18 protein-coding genes are annotated in these 22,486 nt (G+C 65.9%); 1 reads left to right on the top strand and 17 read right to left on the bottom strand.

The window, feature by feature from the left end:
* Positions 1-62: 62 nt before the first annotated feature.
* A complete protein-coding gene (locus tag F1640_RS13295; protein WP_194919623.1) occupies positions 63-1,325 on the top strand; it encodes a Rieske 2Fe-2S domain-containing protein in 1,263 nt (420 codons plus the stop codon).
* A gap of 231 nt (positions 1,326-1,556) precedes the next feature.
* Here F1640_RS13295 and F1640_RS13290 read toward each other — a convergent pair whose 3' ends face one another.
* The 17 genes from F1640_RS13290 to F1640_RS13210 form a co-directional block, all read right to left on the bottom strand.
* The gene (locus F1640_RS13290; protein ID WP_194919621.1) at positions 1,557-2,732 is read right to left on the bottom strand and encodes a hypothetical protein; all 1,176 of its coding nucleotides are present in this window, start codon (positions 2,730-2,732) and stop codon (positions 1,557-1,559) included.
* 141 nt (positions 2,733-2,873) lie between these two features.
* A complete protein-coding gene (locus F1640_RS13285) occupies positions 2,874-5,168 on the bottom strand; it encodes a TonB-dependent receptor (protein ID WP_194919619.1) in 2,295 nt (764 codons plus the stop codon).
* Between the two features lie 25 nt (positions 5,169-5,193).
* Positions 5,194-6,150 carry a FecR domain-containing protein gene (locus F1640_RS13280; protein WP_194919617.1) on the bottom strand — a complete coding sequence of 319 codons (957 nt, stop codon included), beginning with the start codon at positions 6,148-6,150 and terminating at the stop codon, positions 5,194-5,196.
* A complete protein-coding gene (locus tag F1640_RS13275; RefSeq protein WP_255420470.1) occupies positions 6,140-6,697 on the bottom strand; it encodes an RNA polymerase sigma factor in 558 nt (185 codons plus the stop codon). The genes F1640_RS13280 and F1640_RS13275 overlap by 11 nt, the downstream gene beginning before the upstream one ends.
* Positions 6,694-7,521: a ChbG/HpnK family deacetylase gene (locus F1640_RS13270; RefSeq protein WP_158453940.1), complete on the bottom strand. Its 828-nt coding sequence runs from the start codon at positions 7,519-7,521 to the stop codon at positions 6,694-6,696. Before F1640_RS13270 ends, F1640_RS13275 begins: the two co-directional genes overlap by 4 nt.
* Entirely contained in the window at positions 7,514-8,395 is an 882-nt protein-coding gene (locus tag F1640_RS13265) for a glycosyltransferase family 2 protein (RefSeq protein WP_255530366.1), read from the bottom strand. Before F1640_RS13265 ends, F1640_RS13270 begins: the two co-directional genes overlap by 8 nt.
* A gap of 105 nt (positions 8,396-8,500) precedes the next feature.
* Positions 8,501-9,385: a UTP--glucose-1-phosphate uridylyltransferase GalU gene (gene galU, locus F1640_RS13260; protein WP_124811463.1), complete on the bottom strand. Its 885-nt coding sequence runs from the start codon at positions 9,383-9,385 to the stop codon at positions 8,501-8,503.
* A 400-nt stretch (positions 9,386-9,785) separates the two neighbouring features.
* Complete coding sequence (gene sucD / locus F1640_RS13255; RefSeq protein WP_194919615.1) at positions 9,786-10,667, bottom strand: succinate--CoA ligase subunit alpha; 882 nt, start codon at positions 10,665-10,667, stop codon at positions 9,786-9,788.
* Positions 10,668-10,670: 3 nt separating this feature from the next.
* Entirely contained in the window at positions 10,671-11,870 is a 1,200-nt protein-coding gene (sucC, locus tag F1640_RS13250; RefSeq protein WP_124811465.1) for an ADP-forming succinate--CoA ligase subunit beta, read from the bottom strand.
* 51 nt (positions 11,871-11,921) lie between these two features.
* The gene (locus tag F1640_RS13245) at positions 11,922-12,854 is read right to left on the bottom strand and encodes an electron transfer flavoprotein subunit alpha/FixB family protein (protein ID WP_194919614.1); all 933 of its coding nucleotides are present in this window, start codon (positions 12,852-12,854) and stop codon (positions 11,922-11,924) included.
* A 1-nt stretch (position 12,855) separates the two neighbouring features.
* Positions 12,856-13,602, bottom strand: a complete 747-nt coding sequence (locus F1640_RS13240; protein WP_194918827.1) for an electron transfer flavoprotein subunit beta/FixA family protein — start codon at positions 13,600-13,602, stop codon at positions 12,856-12,858.
* Between the two features lie 47 nt (positions 13,603-13,649).
* Positions 13,650-15,671: an acetyl/propionyl/methylcrotonyl-CoA carboxylase subunit alpha gene (locus tag F1640_RS13235; protein WP_194919613.1), complete on the bottom strand. Its 2,022-nt coding sequence runs from the start codon at positions 15,669-15,671 to the stop codon at positions 13,650-13,652.
* 32 nt (positions 15,672-15,703) lie between these two features.
* Positions 15,704-16,987, bottom strand: a complete 1,284-nt coding sequence (locus F1640_RS13230) for an O-acetylhomoserine aminocarboxypropyltransferase (protein WP_125954730.1) — start codon at positions 16,985-16,987, stop codon at positions 15,704-15,706.
* Positions 16,988-17,020: 33 nt separating this feature from the next.
* A complete protein-coding gene (scpA, locus tag F1640_RS13225; protein ID WP_194919612.1) occupies positions 17,021-19,156 on the bottom strand; it encodes a methylmalonyl-CoA mutase in 2,136 nt (711 codons plus the stop codon).
* Positions 19,157-19,245: 89 nt separating this feature from the next.
* A complete protein-coding gene (gene mce, locus F1640_RS13220; RefSeq protein ID WP_194919611.1) occupies positions 19,246-19,683 on the bottom strand; it encodes a methylmalonyl-CoA epimerase in 438 nt (145 codons plus the stop codon).
* Between the two features lies 1 nt (position 19,684).
* Positions 19,685-20,863 carry an acetyl-CoA C-acyltransferase family protein gene (locus F1640_RS13215; protein ID WP_194919610.1) on the bottom strand — a complete coding sequence of 393 codons (1,179 nt, stop codon included), beginning with the start codon at positions 20,861-20,863 and terminating at the stop codon, positions 19,685-19,687.
* A 26-nt stretch (positions 20,864-20,889) separates the two neighbouring features.
* Positions 20,890-22,416, bottom strand: a complete 1,527-nt coding sequence (locus F1640_RS13210; RefSeq protein ID WP_194919609.1) for an acyl-CoA carboxylase subunit beta — start codon at positions 22,414-22,416, stop codon at positions 20,890-20,892.
* Positions 22,417-22,486 lie beyond the last annotated feature (70 nt).

Genomic DNA, 22,486 nt, shown 5'->3' with positions numbered 1-22,486 from the left:
TAGTATTAAAAGTATATCTCCTTTCGCGCCGCCGCGCGCCTCAATGCCTGCCGGGAATTGCCATGACTCCACAACAGAACGACCTGCTCTGCCGCGTCGAGGGCGACGCGCCGATGGGCAAGGTCATGCGCCGCCACTGGATGCCGGTCTGCATGAGCGAGGAAGTGGCCGAGCCGGACGGCACCCCGCGCCGCGCCCGCCTGCTGGGCGAGGACATGGTGGTGTTCCGCGATACCGAAGGGCGCATTGGCGTGCTCGACGAGCGCTGCCCGCACCGGCGCGCCTCGCTGGTCTATGGCCGCAACGAGGAATGCGGGCTGCGCTGCCTTTACCACGGCTGGAAGTTCGACGTGGACGGCAAGGTCACCGACATGGCTTCCGAGCCGGCCGATGCGCGCCTGCGCACGGCGGTACGCACACGCGCCTATCCCGCGCGCGAGGCCGGCGGGTTCGTCTGGGCCTGGATGGGCGATCCGGAGAACCCCGCGCCGTTCGACCCGCCGGTGTGGACCAAGGCACCGGACGACCGGATCGCCATCGTGAAGATCCACGCCGAATGCAACTGGGCGCAAGTGCTGGAAGGATCGATCGATTCCGCGCACAGCAGCAGCCTGCATTCCTCCAACATGCCGACCGCAACCGACGTCAGCGGATCGACCGCCACCGCCAGCCAGTGGCTGCGCCCTTCGGCCGACAAGTCCCCACGCCTGCAGGTGGAGCGCGCGCCGTTCGGCTTCCGCTACGCCGCGATCCGCACGCCGATCCACGATCCCGAGCAGCAGGACTACGTCCGCACCACGCTGTTCGTCGCGCCGTTCACGGTGATGATCCCGCCGACCGACCGCTACAAGCTGGCGCAAATGCTGGTGCCGATCGATGACGTGAACTGCATGTTCTACTGGATCGCCTGGCACGAGACGAAAGGCATCTCGTCCGAAGACTGGCGCCGGTTCTGCGACGCGGTGCCCGGGGTGGACGTCGATCCGGTCACCTTCCGTAAGTTCCGGAACGCGCAGAACGGCTACCTGCAGGATCGCGCGGCGATGAAGGCCGGGGATTTCACCGGCATCAAGGGCATCCCCACGCAGGACATGGCGATGTGGGAATCGATGGGGCCGATCGCGGACCGCAGCCACGACAGGCTGGGATCGAGCGACCGGGCCATCTTCGAATTCCGCAAGGTCATGCTCGGCCTGGCCATGAACGCCGATGCCGAACCGCCCGCGCGTGGCTATCGCAACAGCGATCTCTTCACCTTCGAAGGCATGGTCCGGCATGGCAATGACTGGCGGCTTGCGCAGCCACCCGAACCCGTCATGCCCTGACCGAGGTAAAGGCGCGGCGCGCCGGCATCAGATCAGCAACGGCCACAAATCTGGGCCGCTGGCCAGCCTCGGCGGAAATGTGAGCCCTCTGTTCCACCTTCGCATTTCAACAATTTTAGGGTGGGTCGATGGGGGCTCACTCAAAAGCAGTTGTCCAAAAACGATGTTATTTCCGCACGTTATGTAATTTATTCGAGCCGACACCGCCTACCATATTCCGGCCCCGACACCTCAGCTGACGCAATCGCTCGATGTCACGATGATTTCTTCGGCGCGCCGTTTGCTGCTGGCAGAATAGGTCGCCCGTATCGTGGCGCCGCCTTGCAACAGCGGAACGAACGCGCGGCGTCCGCAGATGGCCCGGCTTGCGGACATGCGGGTGCCATCGGAAAATTCGGCCATGCCCTTTGGCAGCGCGGCCGTCAGACGCAGCTCGCTTCCGGATACGGCGAATTCCGAAATGACGGTGCCGTCATCCAATTCGGTGGGGCGTTCCATGTAGAGCGCTGTCTTGGTGATTAACGCGTTGATGTCCTGCGAACGGGCGCCGCCCGTTGCGGATGCGGGTGCGGGTGCGGGCCGGGGCTGACGGGCCGGGTAGGCGGCTGCCGCCATGGAAGGCTCTGCGGATGCTTGGGCAGGTGCCGAATCGACGGCATGGAATACGGGCGCAGCGGTTCCCGCCTTGGCGAACTGGAAAGCGAATGGATATTGTTCGCCGTTCCACATCACCACGATGGAAATTCGCACGGGCCGCTCATCCAGCGGAATCTTCTCGAGCACGATCTTTCCGGCATAGCTCTGCTGGGGATAGAGCGTGGTGGTCTGCACGATCGAATCGCCCAGGACATCACGCGTCCGGTCCAGATTGTATTGTACGGCCGCGATGCCATGCGCGGCGCCGGCGGTGAGCGCAGTTGCCTGAAGCTGCCCGAATGCGCTGGGGCCACTGTAGGAACTGACATAGGACCCGCGTGGCGTGCGGATGTAGCCGTGATAAGTATCGGTCTGGCTCGCTGCCACGCCGGCGGCGATTCCGCCCAGCATGGCGATGCCGATCTGCGTCCACCGCGCGCGGGACTTCGCTTTTCTGACAAGCTGGTCGACGGAGAATACGCTGACCGGCTTGTCGCCGGCCTGCACGGTCAGGTTCTCGATCCCGAAATTTGCCGAACGCGGGCTAGCGTTGAACACCGCGACACTGAAGGCCGGGCTGCCGTGATCCAGTGGCAGCGGCCGGATCTGGACGCTGCCTTGCTGCCGTTGCAGATCGAGCGTCGGCACGCCCTGGTCGAAACGCAGCGTTTCCGCGCCGATCTGGATCGGCTGCAACACAGGTTCCGCCGAGGCGGCAGCCGGCAGAAGAACAGCGAACGCGGCACACGCCGCCACGATGGTAGAGCGCATGGTGAAATCCCCCAAGTGTCAGGAAAATCATGGGGAATAGCGATTGAGGAGCCGCGAAGAATTGCGGTTAATTTCCAGAGATGGCGCCACGATGGCGGTAATCCGCACCGCGCGAAAGCCAACGCCTTCGCGGCTTCGCCCCTACCAGGCCACCGACACGCCGAACCGCACGGTCAGCGGCTCCACGGGCACCGACTGATCGCGCCTGTACAGCAGCAGGGGGTTGCCCAGCGCGAAGCGGCTGGCACGGGTGTTGAAGAGGTTGGTCGCCGCCACAGAGAAATCGACCGGCCCCCGGCGCAGCCCGGCATGGAGGTCCGCCACGGCATAATTGCCCTGCGAGACATCGAACAAGGCCCCCGGCCCGAGCACCGATCGCCCGACGTAGCGCATGTCCAATCCAGCCCGATAGGTGGTGATGCCACGTCCCCAGCCGTAACGCAGGCTGGCGGCGGCTGAAAACGGTGGCGTATCCGGCAACCGCCGGTCGCGGCCGACGGACTGGGCGGGCAGCGCGCCAGTCGTGCGGTTCGAGGTGAAGAACACCGAGCTTTCCGCTTCCAGCCCCGGCACGATCACCCAGTTTCCGATCGCTTCCAGCGCGAAGATCTTCGCGTCGCCAACGTTGGTGGTATAGGGCAACCCCTTCGCGCTCACCAGTTCGGCCAGGACGTTCTGCCACCGGGCATAGGATGCCGCAGCGGAGAACGAGAGCCCGGTCGGCCCTGATCGCGAACGGCGAAGCCCCACCTCCCCCATCACGATCGAATCCGCCTGGAACTCCGACACCTTGCCGACCCCGCGCGCCACGGAAACGCCGCCGTTGCGGTAGCTGGTCTGGAACCGGGCAAAGAGCGAAAGATCGTGCAGGACCGGCCAGAGCAGCGCCACCGTGGGGTCGATACGCGAGGCGCCTTTGCCCTTGATCGGTGAGGAAACGCCGCCGCGCGATGGTTCGCTGTCGGTGCGCGCGGTGGTGGCACGCGCGCCCAGCGTCGCCTTGATCGCGCCCAGCAAGGGGAAGGTCACCTGTCCGAACAGCGATCCGCTGCGGGTAACATTAGTCAGCTCGTCCAGTTCGGGCGGCGCCTCGGGCATGCCCAGCGAGCGCGACTGGCCATCGCGCACCCGTTCATAGGCAAGCCCCAGCACCCACGTAACCGGCCGATCAAGCGGTCCTGACAAGCGCGTTTCCGAAGAAAACGTGCGGGTTGACCGCTGTGTCTGATACGCGCGCCGGGGGGAGCCCGGCGTGGTGGCGTCAAACGTATCGAGCGCCGTCCGCGCCCCGAGGCTGGCGGTGGATGTCAGCCGCATCCCGTTCGGCGCGCTGTATTCCACATAGAGGCGGCCAAGCCCCAATTCGCTGGAATAGGGTTGCGCGATCGCCGCACGATGCGAAAGCGCGCCGGATGCATCGGCATAAGGGGCATCCCGCGCATCGGTGCGCTGATACAGCCCGCTGCCCTCGACGCGGAAGCCATCGCCCAGCCGGGCCGCAAGCGCGCCGCGCCCTCCCGCCACATCGACCACGTTGCGGTTGTGCCCCAGCCCCGGCACATCGATGTAGCCACCATCCCGTTCGCGATAGGCCACCAGCCGCACGCCCGCTTCCGAACGGAGCAGGGGCAGGTTGAGCATGGCCGAGCCATCCCAGCCCGTGGTGGCATCCGGGGAAACACTGACACCTCCCGTGACCGATCCCGCATAGCGATCGAGATCGACCGCGTTCGGCATGATGCGGATGACGCCGCCAATCGAGCCGGAGCCATAGAGCGTGCCTTGCGGTCCCTCCAGCACTTCCACCGATGCGATATCATGCAGCTTGAGGTTGGGCGTGGGGCTACCAAAGCCCAACAGCGCGTCGCCGAAGTAGATGCTCGTCGTGGGCTGCGTCCAACTGTTGAAGCTGCTGTCGGCAATGCCACGGATGAAGATCTTGTTGCGCCCTTCCCCGAAAGCCGTGGTCTGCAGGATAGGTTGCGCACGCGCCATGCTGTCCAGCGAGGACGGGTCGCCCAGTCGGGAGCTTTCTTCGCCGGGCATCCGCCCCACGCTTCCCGGATAGAGCATGATCGGTGTGGGAAACTTGCCTCCCACCACCACGATCGGTGGCTGCAATACCGTGGCCGGGGGAGAGAAACTGGCAGGCGCCGCGCGCGGACGCACGCGCGCAAGCGGCGCCCGTTCGATCCGGAAACCACGCGCACCGATCCTGACCGCGCGATAGCCGGTTCCCTTGAGCAGTTGCGCCAACGCGCGCGCGGGATCAGACCCTACCCTGAGCGCCGGCACGCGCACCGCCGCCACCGCGGGATCGACCGAAACAATCTCGCTGCCGGTGCTTTCGGCCAGGTGACGCAGGGCGACGGAAAGCGATCCGGCCGGCAAGGAAATGGCGGCACGATCGGCGGCGAAAACCGGCGTGAGCGGCAAGCAGCAGCCCAGCGCCAGCAGGGCGCTAGCTACGAACCTTGGACGGCGAAAGCACCCAGATTTCGCCTTCACGACGGCAATCAACTCCGACCAGACGCGCGAGATGTTCAACGTCGCGCGCTGTCTCACCCGAAAGCCTGACATTGCCAGTAAACGGCAAGGCGGACAAGCCGCCCTCCAGCCGGATTTCCGCACCATTGCGCCGGTGGAAAGCCGCCACGACATCCGCCAGCGTCGCTCGATCGAAATCCAGTTCGCCCCTCTGCCAGCCACCGACCGACGCCGCCTTCCACCGCGTGGCAAGACCGCTTGCTTCGTCGATCGTCAAACCCTCGCCAGCGTGGAGGGCGAGGCGGGCGCCATCCGGATCGACCATGACGCTGCCTTCGCTGACCGAAACCATCAGCCGCCCGGCATCGCGCCGGACGTTGAACACGGTTCCGACATCGACAATGCGGTAACGGCCCGCCTCCACCGTGAAAGGAGCATCGGCGCGATGGCGGACCGCGAACAGCGCTTCGCCGCCATCCAGCCGGACAGAGCGTTCACCATCCCCCCGGGCCAGCCGCGTATCGCCATTGAGCACGATCGCGGTGCCTTCGGCGAGGCGCACGGTCTGCATCTTGCCGGCGGCCGTGGCGAAAGTCGTCGGCTGGCGATCACGCGGCGCGACCGTCCACAGCGCCACGCCGGCCAGCGAGGCCGCCAGCGCCACTCCAGCGCCCGCGCGCCACCATCCGCGTCTCACCAGCATCGGCGGCGCCGGCACCTTTTCGCCAGACCGTTGGCGCAGAACCGGCGCTTCGGCCAGCAACCGATCCGCCGCCGCCACGCGGTCGAACGCGGCCTGATGCTCCGGTGCTGCTTCCAGCCAGGCGACCAGATCCGCCCAGCGCGCGGCGTCCATCGCGGGCATCTGCACATGCCACGCAATCGCCGCCTCCATTGCCCCGCCCTGGGCCTCGTGCGTTTCAGCGCTCATGGCAATCAACCTCATGCTGGCCGCGCTCCCCTTGCGCGGCAGGTTCCATCACGGGATCGGCAAGACCGGCCACCAACTGGCGGTAAGCCCTTCCCAGCAGTTTCTCGACACCCGACAGGCTCATCCCCAACTCTTGCGCGATCGCCTTTTGCGGCCTTTGTTCCAGGCGGAACATCACCAGCGCGTCGCGCATCCGTTCGGGCATCGCATCCAGCAGGCTTCCGACCCGTTGCAACTCGCCGCGCGCGATCAGACCGCGTTCGGCGTCCGGATACTCCCCGCTTTCGGGCTGCACCGCCTGCCACGCCTTCTCGCGCACGCCGCGGCGGCCCGCGGCGATGCGGCGGTCGGTGGCCAGGTTGCAGGCCATGCGGAACAAGTAGGCGGCTGGATCGGAAATCGGGCCGGGACGCGCATCCTGAAGCCGCAGCCAAAGCTCCTGCGCGGTCTCCTCCGCCTCGTCCCGGCTACCGAGACGGGCAGACAGCAATCGCAGGATCATCGGACGCTGTTCCATGAATACGCGCTCCAGCCCGGCTTCACTCACAGAGGCACCACCCGCTCTATCCGGGCCAGCCGTTCGGGCAGCGCCGCGGCGGCCAGCACGCTGGCTTCGCGAATGCGCGCGTCCGCGATCGTATCGCCGTCGAGATGACCGGCACCGGGATGACACATGACCACATGCATATCCGAAGGCGCGGCAAAAAAGCGCGGCAAAAGCGCGGCATAGTCGGTGGTGAAGTCGTAATGCCCGCCAAAACTGCGGTTGCTCGCCACGCCGCGCCGGGACAGCAACCGGCGGAAACCGGCCGCGTGGAGGCTCGATCCGATCGCCTTGTCAATGAACGGCCGGCGGCTCATCGCCCCCAGCCGGTCACCGGGGTTGCGCACCCAGGCGTGCGGCGCATGTTCGAGCACGGCATCGACCACGACTTCGCGCAGGCCCGGATAGACATGGACATGCTGGTGCGCGTCGACGAAATCCGGCGCCGCGCCCCGCACGGCCACGAAGGCCGCGATCTGCGCGTCGATTTCCGCACGGAATTCCGTCAGGTCCAGCTTGCGCCGGTGCGCCATCACCATCAGCGCATCCGCGCCCGGCAGGCGGCCATCGGCATCGGTGCAGGACATCCGCGTGATCGGGCGCTCGCTGGAAAGCGTAAGGTGCAGCCCCACGTGCAGCGGCCCATGGCGCGGATCGCGCACGCGCGCGGCCTCCACCAGCAGGGGTGCATCCTTCTCCCAGTTCGCGAAGGGCACCATGCAACTGACGGCGTTGATGCTGCCCGATGCCGCCAGCGAGGCGATCGTTTCGCTGATCCCGCGCGAGAGCGCGAAATCGTCGGCGCACAGGATGAAGCGCTCAGGCATGGGACAGCTGGCTTTCATGGCGTCTCAACCTCTCACTGCTGAGGGCACGCGCGCGCAGCTTTGCGGCAAGGTATGCGTGGAAGAACGCCTTGCGATTCGCCGCGCGCGAGCAATGGTACAGGATGCGTTCGTGGAAGCGCCATCCCGGTGCCGGGCCGGAGCCGGACCGCTCGAGCGGCGCGCATTCGAAGTGCCGGTGATAGGCGATGCGGCCCTGCTGCTCGATCCGTGCCATGATCTCGTGATCTTCCAGCACCCAGTTCCAGATCTGCGGGTCGAAGCCGCCCACCGCCCGCAGTGCCGACGTGCGGAACACCTGCCCCGCGCCGCCGTTCAGGCACTGCTGCGGCAGCAGCTTCGACGTCAGCTCCAGCTTCCATCCCGCGAGCCGCCGTTGCCAGCGCGAAGCGCCGGGCGGTTGCGTGGCCGCGACAGCAGCGACCGCGCCCCGGTCCAGCAGACTGGCGGCGCGCGCAAGATAGTCGGGCGGATAGAGCGTATCGGCATCGCACGTGGCGACGAATTCGGTGCCCGCCACCGCGAGGCCGGTCCGCAGCGCGGCAACCTTGCCGGGCTCCTGTTCGACCAGCAATTCTGCCGATACCCCCGCCGCCGCGCACGCCGCCAGCGCCACCGCCCCGCTGCCATCGGTCGAGGCGTTGTCCACCAGCACCAGGTGAAACGGAACGTCCTGCCGTGCCAGGCTGGCGATGCAGGATGGCAGATGTGCGCGTTCGTTGAAGAACGGCACGATCACGGTCCAGCGCTCGGCGTGCCAGGCGTGGATGCCGCCCGGCCCTTGCGAAATGCCGCCCATCGCAGCGGGATCGCCCGATGCGTTCATGCCTGCCGTGATGCCCGTCGCGTCTCTCATGCACAGAACTCCCCGTCCGTGCATGAGACGACAGCGGGAGGCCATTCCCGCCTCCCGCGCTTTCAAAATTCGGTCAGATGGGCGCCAACAACGAAGGGGCCGGGGTCAAAGCCCCAGCAGCCTCCGGGCGACGGCGCGCACCTCGTCCGCCATGTCGGGCCGTTCCAGCGACAGCGCCAGCGTGGCCTCGACGAAGCCGGTCTTGCTGCCGCAGTCGAAGCGGCGTCCGGCGAAGGTTACGGCATGGAACGGTTGTTGCCCGATCATGGCCGCCATGGCGTCGGTCAACTGGATCTCGCCGCCCGCGCCCTTTTCCTGCCCTTCCAGCGTGCGCATCACTTCGGGCTGGAGGATATAGCGCCCCGAGATGATGAGGTTCGACGGCGCATCCTCGCGCTTCGGCTTCTCGACCAGTCCCTTGACCTCGGTCAGCGTGCCCTGGCGCGCGCCCGGCGCGATTACGCCATAGCTCGAAACTTCCTCTTCCGGCACTTCCAGCACGCTGATGAGGTTGCCGCCCACTTCATGATAGGCATCGACCATCTGCTTCATGCAGCCCGGCGCGCCGATCATCAGTTCATCGGGCAGGAAGATCGCGAACGGTTCGTCGCCCACGATCGCGCGCGCGCACCACACCGCATGGCCCAGCCCCATCGGCACCTGCTGCCGCACCGTGACCAGATTGCCCGGCGGGATGCGCGTGGGTTCCAGCACTTCGAGATTCTTGCCGCGATCGGCCATCGTGCGTTCGAGTTCGAACGCGGTATCAAAGTGCTCGACGATCGAGGTCTTGCCGCGCCCGGTCACGAAAATCATCTGCTCGATGCCAGCTTCGCGCGCCTCATCGACCGCGTACTGGATCAGGGGCCGGTCGATGATCGGCAGCATTTCCTTCGGGATCGCCTTGGTCGCCGGCAAGAACCGCGTGCCCAGCCCCGCGACGGGAAACACCGCCTTGCGGATCGGCTTGCGTTCGGTCGAACCCTTCATGCTCACTCCTCGATAGCGTTATGGCCGGGGCATCACCCGGAATTGGCCCGACATTGCCATACGACCCGCACTCTTTTGTACACCCCGCGCTTGCTGCGCCAAGGCTTTGCGCCCGCCGGTTCCACCAGGGGCACCAGACGCGGAATGGCTCCGCTACACCCTGCTTATGCGACACGGCCGTGACATAAGGCACAACGAATGTTGCATTGCAATAAAATGAAACGTCTTTTCTTAGCCGGCTGAAAGCGCTGCGATATTCCGTTGGCCGCCTATCGCAGAAGAAGCTTTGACATAGCGTTACCGCCCGCCGGAACGAAAAAGGGAGCCGCAAGGCTCCCTTTCCCGTTTCCATAGCAATCCCGCCCTGCCCGGCTTGCGCCAGCCCCCGGGATAGAGCGCCTTACTTGAGCGCTTCGGCCAGCGTTTCGCCCAGCAGGCTGGGCGAGGGGGACACGCGGATGCCCGCCGCTTCCATTGCCGCGATCTTGCTTTCCGCATCGCCCTTGCCGCCCGACACGATCGCGCCGGCGTGGCCCATGCGGCGTCCCGGAGGCGCCGAGCGGCCCGCGATGAAGCCGGCCATCGGCTTTTTGCGGCCACGCTTGGCCTCGTCGATCAGGAACTGCGCGGCCTGCTCCTCGGCGTCGCCGCCGATTTCGCCGATCATGATGATCGACTTGGTGTCTTCGTCCGCCAGGAACAGTTCCAGCACATCGATGAAGTTGGTGCCGTTGACCGGGTCACCGCCGATGCCGACCGCGGTGGTCTGGCCCAGGCCGATGTTCGAGGTCTGGAACACCGCCTCATAGGTCAGCGTGCCCGAGCGCGAGACCACGCCGACCGAACCCTTCTTGAAGATGGAGCCGGGCATGATGCCGATCTTGCATTCGTCCGGCGTCAGCACGCCGGGGCAGTTCGGGCCGATAAGGCGCGACTTGCTGCCCGAAAGCGCGCGCTTCACGCGCACCATGTCCAGCACCGGGATGCCTTCGGTGATGCAGACGATCAGTTCCATCTGCGCGTCGATCGCCTCGAGAATGGCGTCGGCGGCACCCGGAGGCGGCACATAGATGCACGAAGCGGTGGCGCCGGTGGCGGCCTTCGCCTCGGCCACGGTATCATACTGCGGCAGGCCGATGTGGGTGGTGCCGCCCTTGCCCGGGGTCACGCCCGCAACCATCTGCGTGCCGTAGTCCAGCGCCGCCTGGGTGTGGAACGCGCCGGTCTTGCCGGTCATCCCCTGGGTGATGACCTTGGTGTTCTTGTTGACGAGAATGCTCATGGTTCAGGAAACCTTCCGGACTTCTGCCACGATCTTCTGCGCGGCATCGCCAAGGTCGTTGGCGGGAACGATGGGGAGACCCGAGTTGGCGAGGATGTCCTTGCCCTGCTGCACGTTGGTGCCTTCGAGGCGCACGACCAGCGGAACCTGCAGGTTCACTTCCTTCGCCGCGGCCACGATGCCGTCGGCGATGATGTCGCACTTCATGATGCCGCCGAAGATGTTCACCAGGATGCCCTTCACCGCGGGATCGCGGAGAATGATCTTGAACGCCGCCGTCACCTTTTCCGTGGTGGCGCCGCCGCCCACGTCGAGGAAGTTGGCCGGGAACTCGCCGTTCAGCTTGATGATGTCCATCGTCGCCATGGCAAGGCCCGCGCCGTTCACCATGCAGCCGATGTTGCCATCGAGCTTGATGTAGGCGAGGTCGTACTTGCTGGCTTCGATTTCCGCCGGATCTTCCTCGGTCTCGTCGCGCAGCGCGACAACGTCGGGGTGACGGTAGAGCGCGTTCGAATCGAAGCTCATCTTGGTGTCGAGGACGAGCAGGTTGCCGTCCTTGGTTTCCACCAGCGGGTTGATTTCGAGCATGTCGCAGTCCAGCGCCATGAAGGCGTTGTAAAGCTGCTGCGCGATCTTCGCGGCCTGCTTGTTGAGATCACCCGTCAGCTTCAGCGCATAGCCCACGGCGCGGCCGTGGTGCGGCATGAAGCCCTGCGCCGGATCGATGGTGATCGTGGCGATCTTCTCGGGGGTCGAATGGGCGACTTCCTCGATGTCCATGCCACCTTCGGTCGAGACGATCATGGCGACACGGCCGGTGGCGCGATCGACGACCATCGACAGGTAGTATTCCTTGGCGATGTCCACGCCATCGGTCACGTAGAGGCGGTTCACCTGCTTGCCGGCTTCCCCGGTCTGCACGGTGACGAGCGTGTTGCCGAGCATTTCCTTGGCGAAAGCCTCTACTTCCTCGACGCTCTTGGCCAGGCGCACGCCGCCCTTGGCGTCGGCCGGCAGTTCCTTGAACTTGCCCTTGCCGCGACCACCAGCGTGGATCTGCGCCTTGACCACATACAGCGGTCCGGGAAGCTGCTTGGCGGCAGCGACGGCCTCTTCGACCGTGAGCGCGGCGATGCCGGCGGGAATGCCGACTCCGAACTTCGCCAACAGCTCCTTGGCCTGGTATTCGTGGACGTTCATGATCCCTCCTGGGGTGGAATGGAAACTGCGAATCGGAAGCCCTCTCGGGCCTTAGAGCTTGCTCGTCAACTCCGGGACGATGGAAAAGAGGTCGCCCACGAGGCCGATATCGGCGACCTGGAAGATGGGGGCGTCCTCATCCTTGTTGATGGCGATGATGGTCTTGGAATCCTTCATGCCGGCCAGGTGCTGGATGGCGCCGGAGATGCCGACGGCGATGTAGACTTCGGGGGCGACGATCTTGCCCGTCTGGCCCACCTGGTAGTCGTTGGGCACATAGCCCGCGTCCACCGCCGCGCGGCTCGCGCCCACGCCCGCGCCCAGCTTGTCCGCCAGCGGCACGATCGTCGCCGCGAACGTCTCTGCGTCCTTCAGCGCGCGCCCGCCCGAGACGATGATCTTGGCCGAGGTCAGTTCGGGCCGTTCGCTCTTGGCGATCTCCGAGCCCACGAAGCTGCTCGTCCCGGCATCGGCCGCGCCGCCCACGGCCGCGATGGCCGCGCTGCCGCCGTCCGCCGCCGCCTTGGCAAAGGCCGTGCCGCGCACCGTGATCACCAGCTTGGCGTCGCCGCTCTCCACCGTGGCAATGGCGTTGCCCGCGTAGATCGGCCGCGTGAACGTCTTCGGCCCTTCCACCGAGAGAATGTCCGAGATCTGCATCACGTCGAGCAGCGCCGCCACGCGCGGCGCCACGTTCTTGCCCGTCGTCGTCGCCGGCGCCACGAACGCGTCGTAGTCCGCCATCAGACCCGCCACCAGCGGCGCCACGTTCTCCGCCAGCGCGTGGGCCAGGCTCGCGTCATCGGCCGTGACCACCTTGGCCACGCCCGCGATCCGCGCCGCCGCCTGGGCCACGCCGTCCACGCCCGCGCCCGCCACCAGCAGCGTCACCTCGCCCAGCTGCGCCGCCGCGCTCACCGCCGACAGCGTCGCATCCTTCACCGCCGAACCATCGTGTTCGACCCATACCAGTGCCTTGGTCATCTCAGGCTACTCCCAGTTCCTTGAGCTTGGCCACCAGCGCGTCCACATCGGCCACCTTGATCCCCGCCGACCGCACCGGCGGCTCCGATACCTTCAGCGTCTTCAGGCGCGGGCTCGTGTCCACGCCGTAGTCCGCCGGCGTCTTGTTCGCGAGCGGCTTGCTCTTCGCCTTCATGATGTTCGGCAGGCTGGCATAGCGCGGCTCGTTCAGCCGCAGGTCCGTCGTCACCACCGCCGGCAGCGCCAGGCGCACCGTCTCCAGACCGCCGTCGATCTCGCGCTTCACCACCACGGCGTCGCCCTCGACCGTCACCTCGTTGGCGAAGGTGCCCTGCGGACGGCCCAGCAGCGCCGCCACCATCTGGCCCACCTGGTTCGAATCGTCGTCGATCGCCTGCTTGCCCGTGATGATCAGACCCGGCGCTTCCTCGTCCGCGATCCCCTTGACGATCTTCGCCACCGCCAGCGGCTCCACCTCGTCGTCCGACTGCACCAGGATCGCCCGGTCCGCGCCCATCGCCAAGGCCGTGCGCAGCGTCTCCTGCGCCTTCGCAGGCCCCACCGACACCGCCACGATCTCCGATACCACGCCCTTCTCCTTCAGGCGGATCGCTTCCTCAACCGCTATCTCGTCAAACGGGTTCATGCTCATCTTCACGTTCGCAAGATCAACACCCGTTCCATCACCCTTCACTCGCGGCTTCACGTTGTAATCAATCACCCGCTTCACGCAGACCAGGGCTTTCATCGCAGCTTTCCTCTCTTCGACGGGCGGCAGGCGCGGCCCCGGATGATTTATTCAAGTTCCAGAATGATGGCGTCCACGGCCAGACTGTCGCCGGCCTTGGCATTGACGGCCTTGACCTTGCCAGCCTTTTCCGCGCGCAGGATGTTTTCCATCTTCATCGCCTCGATCACGGCGAGCGGCTGCCCCGCTTCCACCGCATCGCCTTCGCCCACGTTCAGCGCCACGAGCAGGCCCGGCATCGGGCAGACGAGGTACTTGGACATATCCGGCGGCACCTTTTCGATCATGTGCCGCGCCAGATGCGCGATGTGCCCGGGCAGGACCTGGACATCGTGGATCGCGCCACGCGTGGTCAGGCGCAGGCCCGAAGCCTTCGCCTCCACCTTGACGATCAGCGCCTCGCCATCGGCTTCGGCATGGATGATGCGATCGCCCGGCGTGTATTCGAGCGCGAGGTCAATCTCGGCGCCGTCGACCGTAATCGTATCGCCGCCCACTTCCACCGCATGGGTTTCACCGGCGATCGTCACCGCCCACGCCGACGGGGGATCGAGTTCGTCGCCCAACTGGCCGTCGATCTGACGCGAGCGGTCGGCCCGCGCGGTGGCGAGGAAGCCCGCCAGCCCCGCCAGCGTGCGCTTCAGCGCATCCGACGTCGCCGCGCCGTGGAAGCCTTCGGGATATTCCTCGGCAATGAAGCCCGTGGTGAGCTCGCCCGACCGGAAGCGCGGGTGCTGCATGATCGCGCTGACGAAATCGATGTTGTGGCCCAGCCCCTCGATCTCGAAGGCGTCCAGCGCGGCGATCTGCCGGTCCGCCGCCTCGTCGCGCGTCCGCCCCCAGGTGATCAGCTTGGCGATCATCGGGTCATAGAACATCGAGACTTCGCCGCCCTCGTAGACGCCATCGTCCACGCGCACGCCGTCCACGCCGCGCCGTCCGTTGGCCTCGCCATCGTCGGTCCAGCCGGCCAGCGGCGGGTTGTAGCGGACCAGGCGTCCGGTCGAGGGGAGGAAGCCGCGATAGGGGTCTTCGGCATAGACGCGGTTCTCGATGGCCCAGCCGTCGATCTTCACGTCGTCCTGCGTCATCGCCAGCTTCTCGCCATAGGCGACGCGGATCATCTGTTCGACCAGATCGATGCCGGTGATCGCTTCGGTGACGGGATGCTCCACCTGCAGGCGGGTGTTCATTTCGAGGAAGTAGAAGCTTTCGCCCGTCTTGTCCGCACCCGAGACGATAAGTTCGACGGTGCCGGCCGAATAATAGCCCACCGCGCGCGCCAGCGCGACGCACTGTTCGCCCATCGCCTTGCGCATGCTGGGCGTGACGAACGGCGAAGGCGCTTCCTCCACCACCTTCTGATGGCGGCGCTGGATCGAGCATTCCCGCTCGTTGAGGTAAAGGATGTTGCCGTGCTTGTCGCCGAGGATCTGGATCTCGATGTGGCGCGGATCGAGGATGAACTTCTCGATGAACACGCGATCGTCGCCGAACGAATTGAGGCCCTCGCGCTTCACGCTTTCAAAGCCTTCGCGCACGTCCTTCTCGCTGTAGGCCAGGCGCATGCCCTTGCCGCCACCGCCGGCCGAGGCCTTCATCATCACCGGATAGCCGATCTCGTCGGAGATGCGCACCGCGTGCTCGGTATCCTCGATCTCGCCCACGAAGCCGGGCACGACGTTGACGCCCGCCTGCTTGGCCAGCTTCTTGGATTCGATCTTGTCGCCCATCGCCGCGATCGCGCCCACCGGCGGGCCGATGAACGCGATGTTCTCCGCCGCCAGCGCCTCGGCGAACGAGGTGCGCTCGGACAGGAAACCATAGCCCGGATGGACCGCTTCCGCGCCGGTCTGCTTGCACGCCGCGATGATCTTGTCCGCGATCAGGTACGACTGCGCGGCCGGCGACGGACCGATATGCACCGCCTCGTCCGCCATCTGCACGAACGGCGCCCGCGCATCGGCATCCGAATAGACGGCCACCGTCTGGATACCCATCCGGCGCGCGGTCTTGATGACGCGGCAGGCGATTTCGCCGCGGTTGGCGATGAGGATTTTCTTGAACATGCCTATCTTTCCGTCGCTGGAATTACTGTAATTCAGACCTGTTCGAGGGCCTGCGCCAAATCGGCCACGATGTCGTCGATGTGTTCAATGCCCACCGAGACGCGCACCGTGTCCGGCCCGGCGCCGGCGGCGACCAGTTCTTCCTCGCCCAGCTGGCTGTGCGTGGTCGAGGCGGGGTGGATGATGAGCGAGCGGGTATCGCCGATGTTGGCGAGGTGGCTGAACAGCTTGGCCGACTGGACCAGCTTCACCCCCGCCTCGTACCCGCCCTTCACCCCGAAGGTGAACACCGCGCCGCCCTTGCCGCCGAGGTATTGCCGGGCCAGCTGGTGATAGGGGTCTTCCGGCAGGCCCGCATAGCTCACCCACGCCACCTTGGGATGGTTCTGCAGCCACTGTGCGAGGTGCAGCGCATTGGCGCAATGCCGCTCCATGCGCAGGGCCAGCGTTTCCATGCCGGTCAGCGTGAGGAAGGCATTCATCGGCGCCATGGCAGGGCCAAGATCGCGCAGGCCCAGCACGCGGCAGCCGATGATGAAGGCGATCGGGCCGACGGGCTTCAACGCCTCGGTCAGCACTGCGCCGTGGTAGCTGGGGTTGGGCTGGGTGAGCGAGGGGAACTTGTCGCTGGCCGCCCAATCGAACTTGCCCGAATCCACGATCAGACCGCCGATGGAATTGCCGTGGCCGTTGAGGAACTTGGTGCAGGAATGGACGACAATGTCCGCGCCGTGTTCGATCGGGCGACACAGCGCCGGGCTGGCCATGGTGTTGTCCACGATCAGCGGCACGCCCGCCGCATGGGCCACGTCGGCAATCGCCGCGATGTCCTGCACCACGCCACCGGGGTTGGCGAGGCTTTCGATGAACACGCCGCGCGTCTTGTCGGTGATCGCGGCGGCGACCGCAGCGGGATCGTCGGCATCGACGAACACCGCCTTCCAGCCGAACTTGGCGAAGCTGTGCGCGAACTGGTTGAGCGTGCCGCCGTAGAGCTTCTTGGCGGCCACGATCTCGCAGCCCGGCTCCATCAGGGTGTGGAACACGATGAACTGCGCGGCATGGCCCGATGCCACGCCCAGCGCGCCCACGCCCCCTTCCAGCGCCGCGATCTTCGCTTCGAGCGCGGCATTGGTCGGGTTCATGATGCGGGTGTAGATATTGCCGAATTCGGCCAGGGCGAAGAGGTTCGCCGCGTGTTCGGCACTGTCGAACACGTAGCTCGCCGTCTGGTAGATCGGCGTGATCCGCGCCTTGGTCGTCGGATCGGGCTCGCATCCGGCATGGACCGTCAGCGTCTCAAGCTTCTGCGTCATGGCATCCTCCTTGGCATAGGGCACAGGACCCTATCACGCCGCTTCGATCTCGCTACCCTGCGGCGGCATGTTGTGGCCCAGCAGCCGCAGCATGTCGGCCGCGCATTCCACCACGTTGGAGCCGGGGCCGTAGATGCCCTGCACCCCCGCTTCACGCAGGAATTCATAGTCCTGCGGCGGGATTACGCCGCCGGCGACGACCTTGATGTCCGCCCGACCGGCGGCCTTCAGGTGCCCGATCAGTTCGGGGATCAGCGTCTTGTGCCCGGCGGCAAGGCTCGATGCCCCCACCGCGTCGACGTCCTTTTCCAGCGCCAGCGCGCAGGCTTCCTGCGGGGTCTGGAACAGGGGGCCGCTGGTCACGTCGAAGCCCATGTCGCTGAATGCCGACGCGATCACGTTGGCGCCGCGATCGTGCCCGTCCTGGCCCATCTTGGCGACGAGCATCCGGGGCTTGCGACCCAGGCGGCGAGTCACGGCCTCGACGCCGTTGAGCACCTGCCGGTAGCGGCTGTCGCCGGCATAGGCCGCGCCGTAGATACCCTTCACCGGGGTCGGCACGGTGCCATGGCGACCGAAGACGATTTCCATCGCGTCCGAAATCTCGCCCAGCGTGGCACGGTGGCGCGCGGCCTCCACCGCGAGTTCGAGCAGGTTGCCGCCCGTCTTCGCGCCTTCGGTCAACGCATTGAGCGCGGCCCGGCACCGCGTTTCGTCACGCCCGGCGCGCACCGCCTTCAACCGCGCGATCTGCGCGTCGCGCACGGCGTGGTTGTCGACTTCGAGCGTTTCGATCTGGTCTTCGCTGGCAAGGCGATACTTGTTGACGCCGACGATCACGTCCTCGCCACGGTCAACGCGTGCCTGGCGGCCGGCGGCGGCTTCCTCGATCATCGCCTTGGGCCAGCCGGCGGCAACCGCCTTGGCCATGCCGCCCTCGCTATCGACGCGCTCGATGATCTCCCAGGCCTTGTCGACCAGTTCCTGCGTCAGCGCCTCGATATAGTAAGAACCGCCCAGCGGATCGACCACCTTGGTCATCCCCGTTTCTTCCTGGATCACGATCTGCGTGTTCCGGGCAATGCGGGCGGAGAAGTCGGTGGGCAGCGCGATCGCTTCGTCCAGCGCGTTGGTGTGGAGCGACTGGGTGCCGCCCAGCATCGCGGCCATCGCCTCGATCGTGGTGCGGATGACGTTGTTGTAGGGGTCCTGCTCCTGGAGAGAGACACCGCTGGTCTGGCAGTGGGTGCGCAGCATCTTGCTGCGTTCGTCCTTCGCGCCCAGTTGCGTCATCACCCGGTGCCACAGCACGCGCGCGGCGCGCAGCTTGGCCACTTCCATGAAGAAGTTCATGCCGATGGCGAAGAAGAAGCTCAGGCGGCCGGCGAACTTGTCAATGTCGAGCCCCGAGGCAACGCCGTACTTCACGTATTCCATGCCATCGGCGATGGTGAAGGCCAGTTCCTGCACCTGCGTCGCGCCGGCTTCCTGCATGTGGTAGCCGGAGATCGAGATCGAGTTGAACTTCGGCATCTCGCGGCTGGTGTAGCCGAAGATGTCCGAGATGATCCGCATGCTCGGTTCGGGCGGGTAGATATAGGTATTGCGGACCATGAACTCCTTGAGGATGTCGTTCTGGATGGTCCCGTCGAGCAGCTTGCGGTCGACGCCCTGTTCTTCGCCCGCCACGATGAAGAAGGCCAGGATCGGGATCACCGCGCCGTTCATGGTCATCGAGACCGACATCTGGTCGAGCGGGATGCCGTCGAACAGGATCTTCATGTCCTCGACACTGTCGATGGCGACGCCCGCCTTGCCCACATCGCCCACCACGCGCGGGTGGTCGCTGTCATAGCCGCGGTGCGTGGCGAGGTCGAAGGCCACCGACAGGCCCTTCTGCCCGGCGGCGAGGTTGCGGCGATAAAACGCGTTCGATTCCTCGGCGGTGGAGAAGCCGGCGTACTGCCGGATCGTCCAGGGCCGGCCAGCGTACATGCTGGCGCGCACGCCGCGCGTGAACGGGGCGAAGCCCGGCAGGCCCGGATCGACGGTCGCGTCATCGGCCGTGTAGAGCGGCTTCACGGCAATGCCTTCCGGCGTCTGCCAGGTGAGGTCCTTCCCCTTCACTTCCTTGGCGGCAGCGGCCTGCCAGTCTTCGATATTCGCCATGATCTTGTCCCTAGGCCCGTTCGGTTCGAGCGAAGTCGAGAACCCTGCGCGCCCGTGTCTCGACTTCGCTCGACACGAACGGTGTGTGGTCAGTGCGCCCCCTTGGGCGTTTCCATGATCTCGGTCAGTTGCCCGCCCATGTCGCGCGGATGCACGAAGAAGATCAGCGTGCCGTGCGCGCCGATGCGGGGTTCGCCCAGCACGCGCTTGCCCTTGCTTTCGAACCAGGCCTTGGCCGCGTGGATATCCGGCACTTCGTAACAGAGGTGGTGCTGGCCGCCGAGCGGGTTGGCGGCGAGCCACTTGCCCACCGCGCTGTCCGGGCTGGTCGGCTGGATCAGCTCGATCTGCGTGCCGGCGGTTCCGTCCTCGCCCGGCGTGTTGACGAAGCACACGCGCACCTGCTGGCTTTCCAGCACGAACGGCTCTGTGATGTCCGCCGCCCCCATCACGTCGCGATAGAACGCAATCGAGGCGTCGATGTCGGGCGTTGCCACGCCCACGTGGTTCAGGCGTCCCAGCTTCATGTCACACGCGCTCCACAACCATGGCGATGCCCTGCCCGCCGCCGATGCACATCGTAATCAGGCCGTACTTCCCGCCGGTGCGGGCCAGTTCGTAGATCGTCTTGACCGTCAGGATCGCGCCGGTGGCACCGATCGGATGGCCCAGGCTGATGCCCGATCCGTTGGGATTGGTCTTGGCGGGATCGAAGCCCAGCTCCTTGGCCACGCCGCAGGCCTGCGCCGCGAACGCCTCGTTGCTTTCGATCACGTCGATCTGGTCGAGCGTCAGCCCCGCGCGCTTCAGCGCCACGGGCACCGCCTTGACCGGGCCAAGGCCCATGACGTTCGGCTCCACGCCCGCATGACCCCAGGCGAGGATCTTGGCCAGCGGCTTCAACCCATGCTCGGCCACCGCCTCGCCGCTGGCCAGCACCACCGCGCCCGCGCCGTCGTTGATGCCGCTGGCGTTGCCGGCGGTGACAGTGCCGTCCTTCTTGAACACCGGGCGCAGCGCGGCCATCGCCTCGACGCTGGCGTCGGCGCGGAAATGCTCGTCGGTATCGAATACGGTCACGCCCTTGCGCGTCTTCACTTCGACCGGAACGATCTGCTCCTTGAAGTAGCCCGCCGCCGTTGCCGCCGCAGCCCGCTTGTGGCTTTCCACCGCCAGCGCGTCCTGCGCCTCGCGCGTGATCTGGTGGCGTTCGGCCACGTTCTCCGCCGTCACGCCCATGTGGATGTTCTCGAACGGATCGTGGAGCGCGCCGAGCATGGCGTCCATCATCACCTGATCGCCCATCTTCTGCCCGTTGCGCGCGGTCAGCACCATGTGCGGCGCGTTCGACATGACTTCCGCGCCGCCACCGATGGCAATCCTGTGCTCGCCCAGCGCGATGCCCTGCGCCGCCGAAACGATGGCCTGCAAGCCCGAGCCGCACAGGCGGTTGACGTTCATCGCCGGACTTTCGATCGGCACGCCCGCGTTCACCGCCGCGACACGGCTGACATAGGCATCCTTGGGCTGCGTCGGCACCACCGTGCCGATCACCACGTTCTCGATCGTGTCCGGCGCCAGCCCCGCGCGGGCAATCGCCTCCTTGATCACGATAGTACCCAGATCCGCCGGGCGGAACGAGGCGAGACTGCCGCCAAACGTGCCGATGGCCGTGCGCGCGCCGGAAACGATGAAGATGTCGGTCATGGTCGGTCCTCAGCCCAGATCCGCGCTTACAGCGGAATGTTGTCGTGCTTCTTCCAGGGGTTCTCGAGCGCCTTGTTGCGCAGCTTGCGCAGGCCCAGCGCGATGCGGCGGCGCGTGGAATGCGGGTGGATCACCTCGTCCACGAAGCCCTTGCTGGCCGCGACGAACGGGTTGGCGAAGCGGTCCTCGTATTCCTTGGTCTTGACCGCCTGTTCCTCGGTCGAAAGGCCGCGGAAGATGATCTCCACCGCGCCCTTGGCCCCCATCACCGCGATTTCGGCGGTGGGCCAGGCGTAGTTGAGGTCGCCGCGCAAGTGCTTGGAAGCCATCACGTCGTAGGCGCCGCCATAGGCCTTGCGGGTGATCACGGTGATCTTGGGCACGGTCGCCTCGGCATAGGCGAACAACAGCTTGGCGCCGTGCTTGATGATGCCGTTGTGTTCCTGGCTGGTGCCCGGCAGGAAGCCCGGCACGTCGACGAAGGTCAGGATCGGGATGTTGAACGCATCGCAGAAGCGCACGAAACGCGCGGCCTTCTTCGACGAGTTGATATCCAGCACACCAGCCAGCACCATCGGCTGGTTGGCGACCACGCCCACCGTCTTGCCCTCGATCCGGCCGAAACCGCAGATGATGTTGGCGGCGTGCCTGGGCTGGATTTCGAAGAACTCGCCCTCGTCCACCGTCTTGCGGATCACCTCGTGCATGTCATAGGGCTGCGCGGCGGACGCCGGGATCAGCGTGTCGAGGCTGGTTTCCAGCCGGTCGTAAGGGTCGGACGTCGGCCGTTCCGGCACCGCTTCCTTGTTCGACAGCGGCAGGAAATCGAAGAATTCGCGCGCCTGCAGCAGGGCTTCGATGTCGTTTTCGCAGGCAAGGTCGGCCACCGAAGTCTTGGTGGTGTGCGTCACCGCGCCGCCCAGTTCCTCCTGCGTAACGATCTCGTTCGTCACCGTCTTGACCACGTCCGGCCCGGTCACGAACATGTACGAGCTGTCCTTCACCATGAAGATGAAGTCGGTCATCGCCGGGGAATAGACCGCCCCGCCCGCGCACGGCCCCATGATCAGGCTGAGCTGCGGCACCACGCCCGAAGCCAGCACGTTGCGCTGGAAGATTTCGGCATAGCCACCCAGCGAGGCGACGCCTTCCTGGATGCGCGCGCCGCCGGAATCGTTGAGGCCGATCACCGGCGCGCCGACTTTCATCGCCATGTCCATGATCTTGCAGATCTTCATGGCGTGCCGTTCGGACACCGCGCCGCCGAACACGGTGAAGTCCTGGCTGAACACGAACACCAGCCGGCCGTTGATCGTGCCCGAACCCGTGACCACACCATCGCCGGGGATCACCGTGTCCGGCATGCCGAAATCGACGCAATTGTGCTCGACGTACATGTCGACTTCCTCGAAGCTGCCTTCGTCCAGCAGCACTTCGAGCCTTTCGCGCGCGGTCAGTTTGCCCTTGGCGTGCTGCGCGTCGATGCGCCTCTGCCCGCCGCCCATCCGTGCGGCTTCCCGACGCTTTTCCATTTCGGCGATATTCGCAGACATATCCTCGCCCCAAACTGACCTGATAATCGGCCGCGATGGCGCAAGGGAGCGGCAGAGTCCAATGTTAAGT

Source organism: Novosphingobium sp. NBM11 (assembly GCF_015390225.1).
Classification (GTDB): domain Bacteria; phylum Pseudomonadota; class Alphaproteobacteria; order Sphingomonadales; family Sphingomonadaceae; genus Novosphingobium.
The sequence above is the reverse complement of the archived record's forward strand: the minus strand, read 5'-3'. Positions and strand labels throughout refer to the sequence as shown.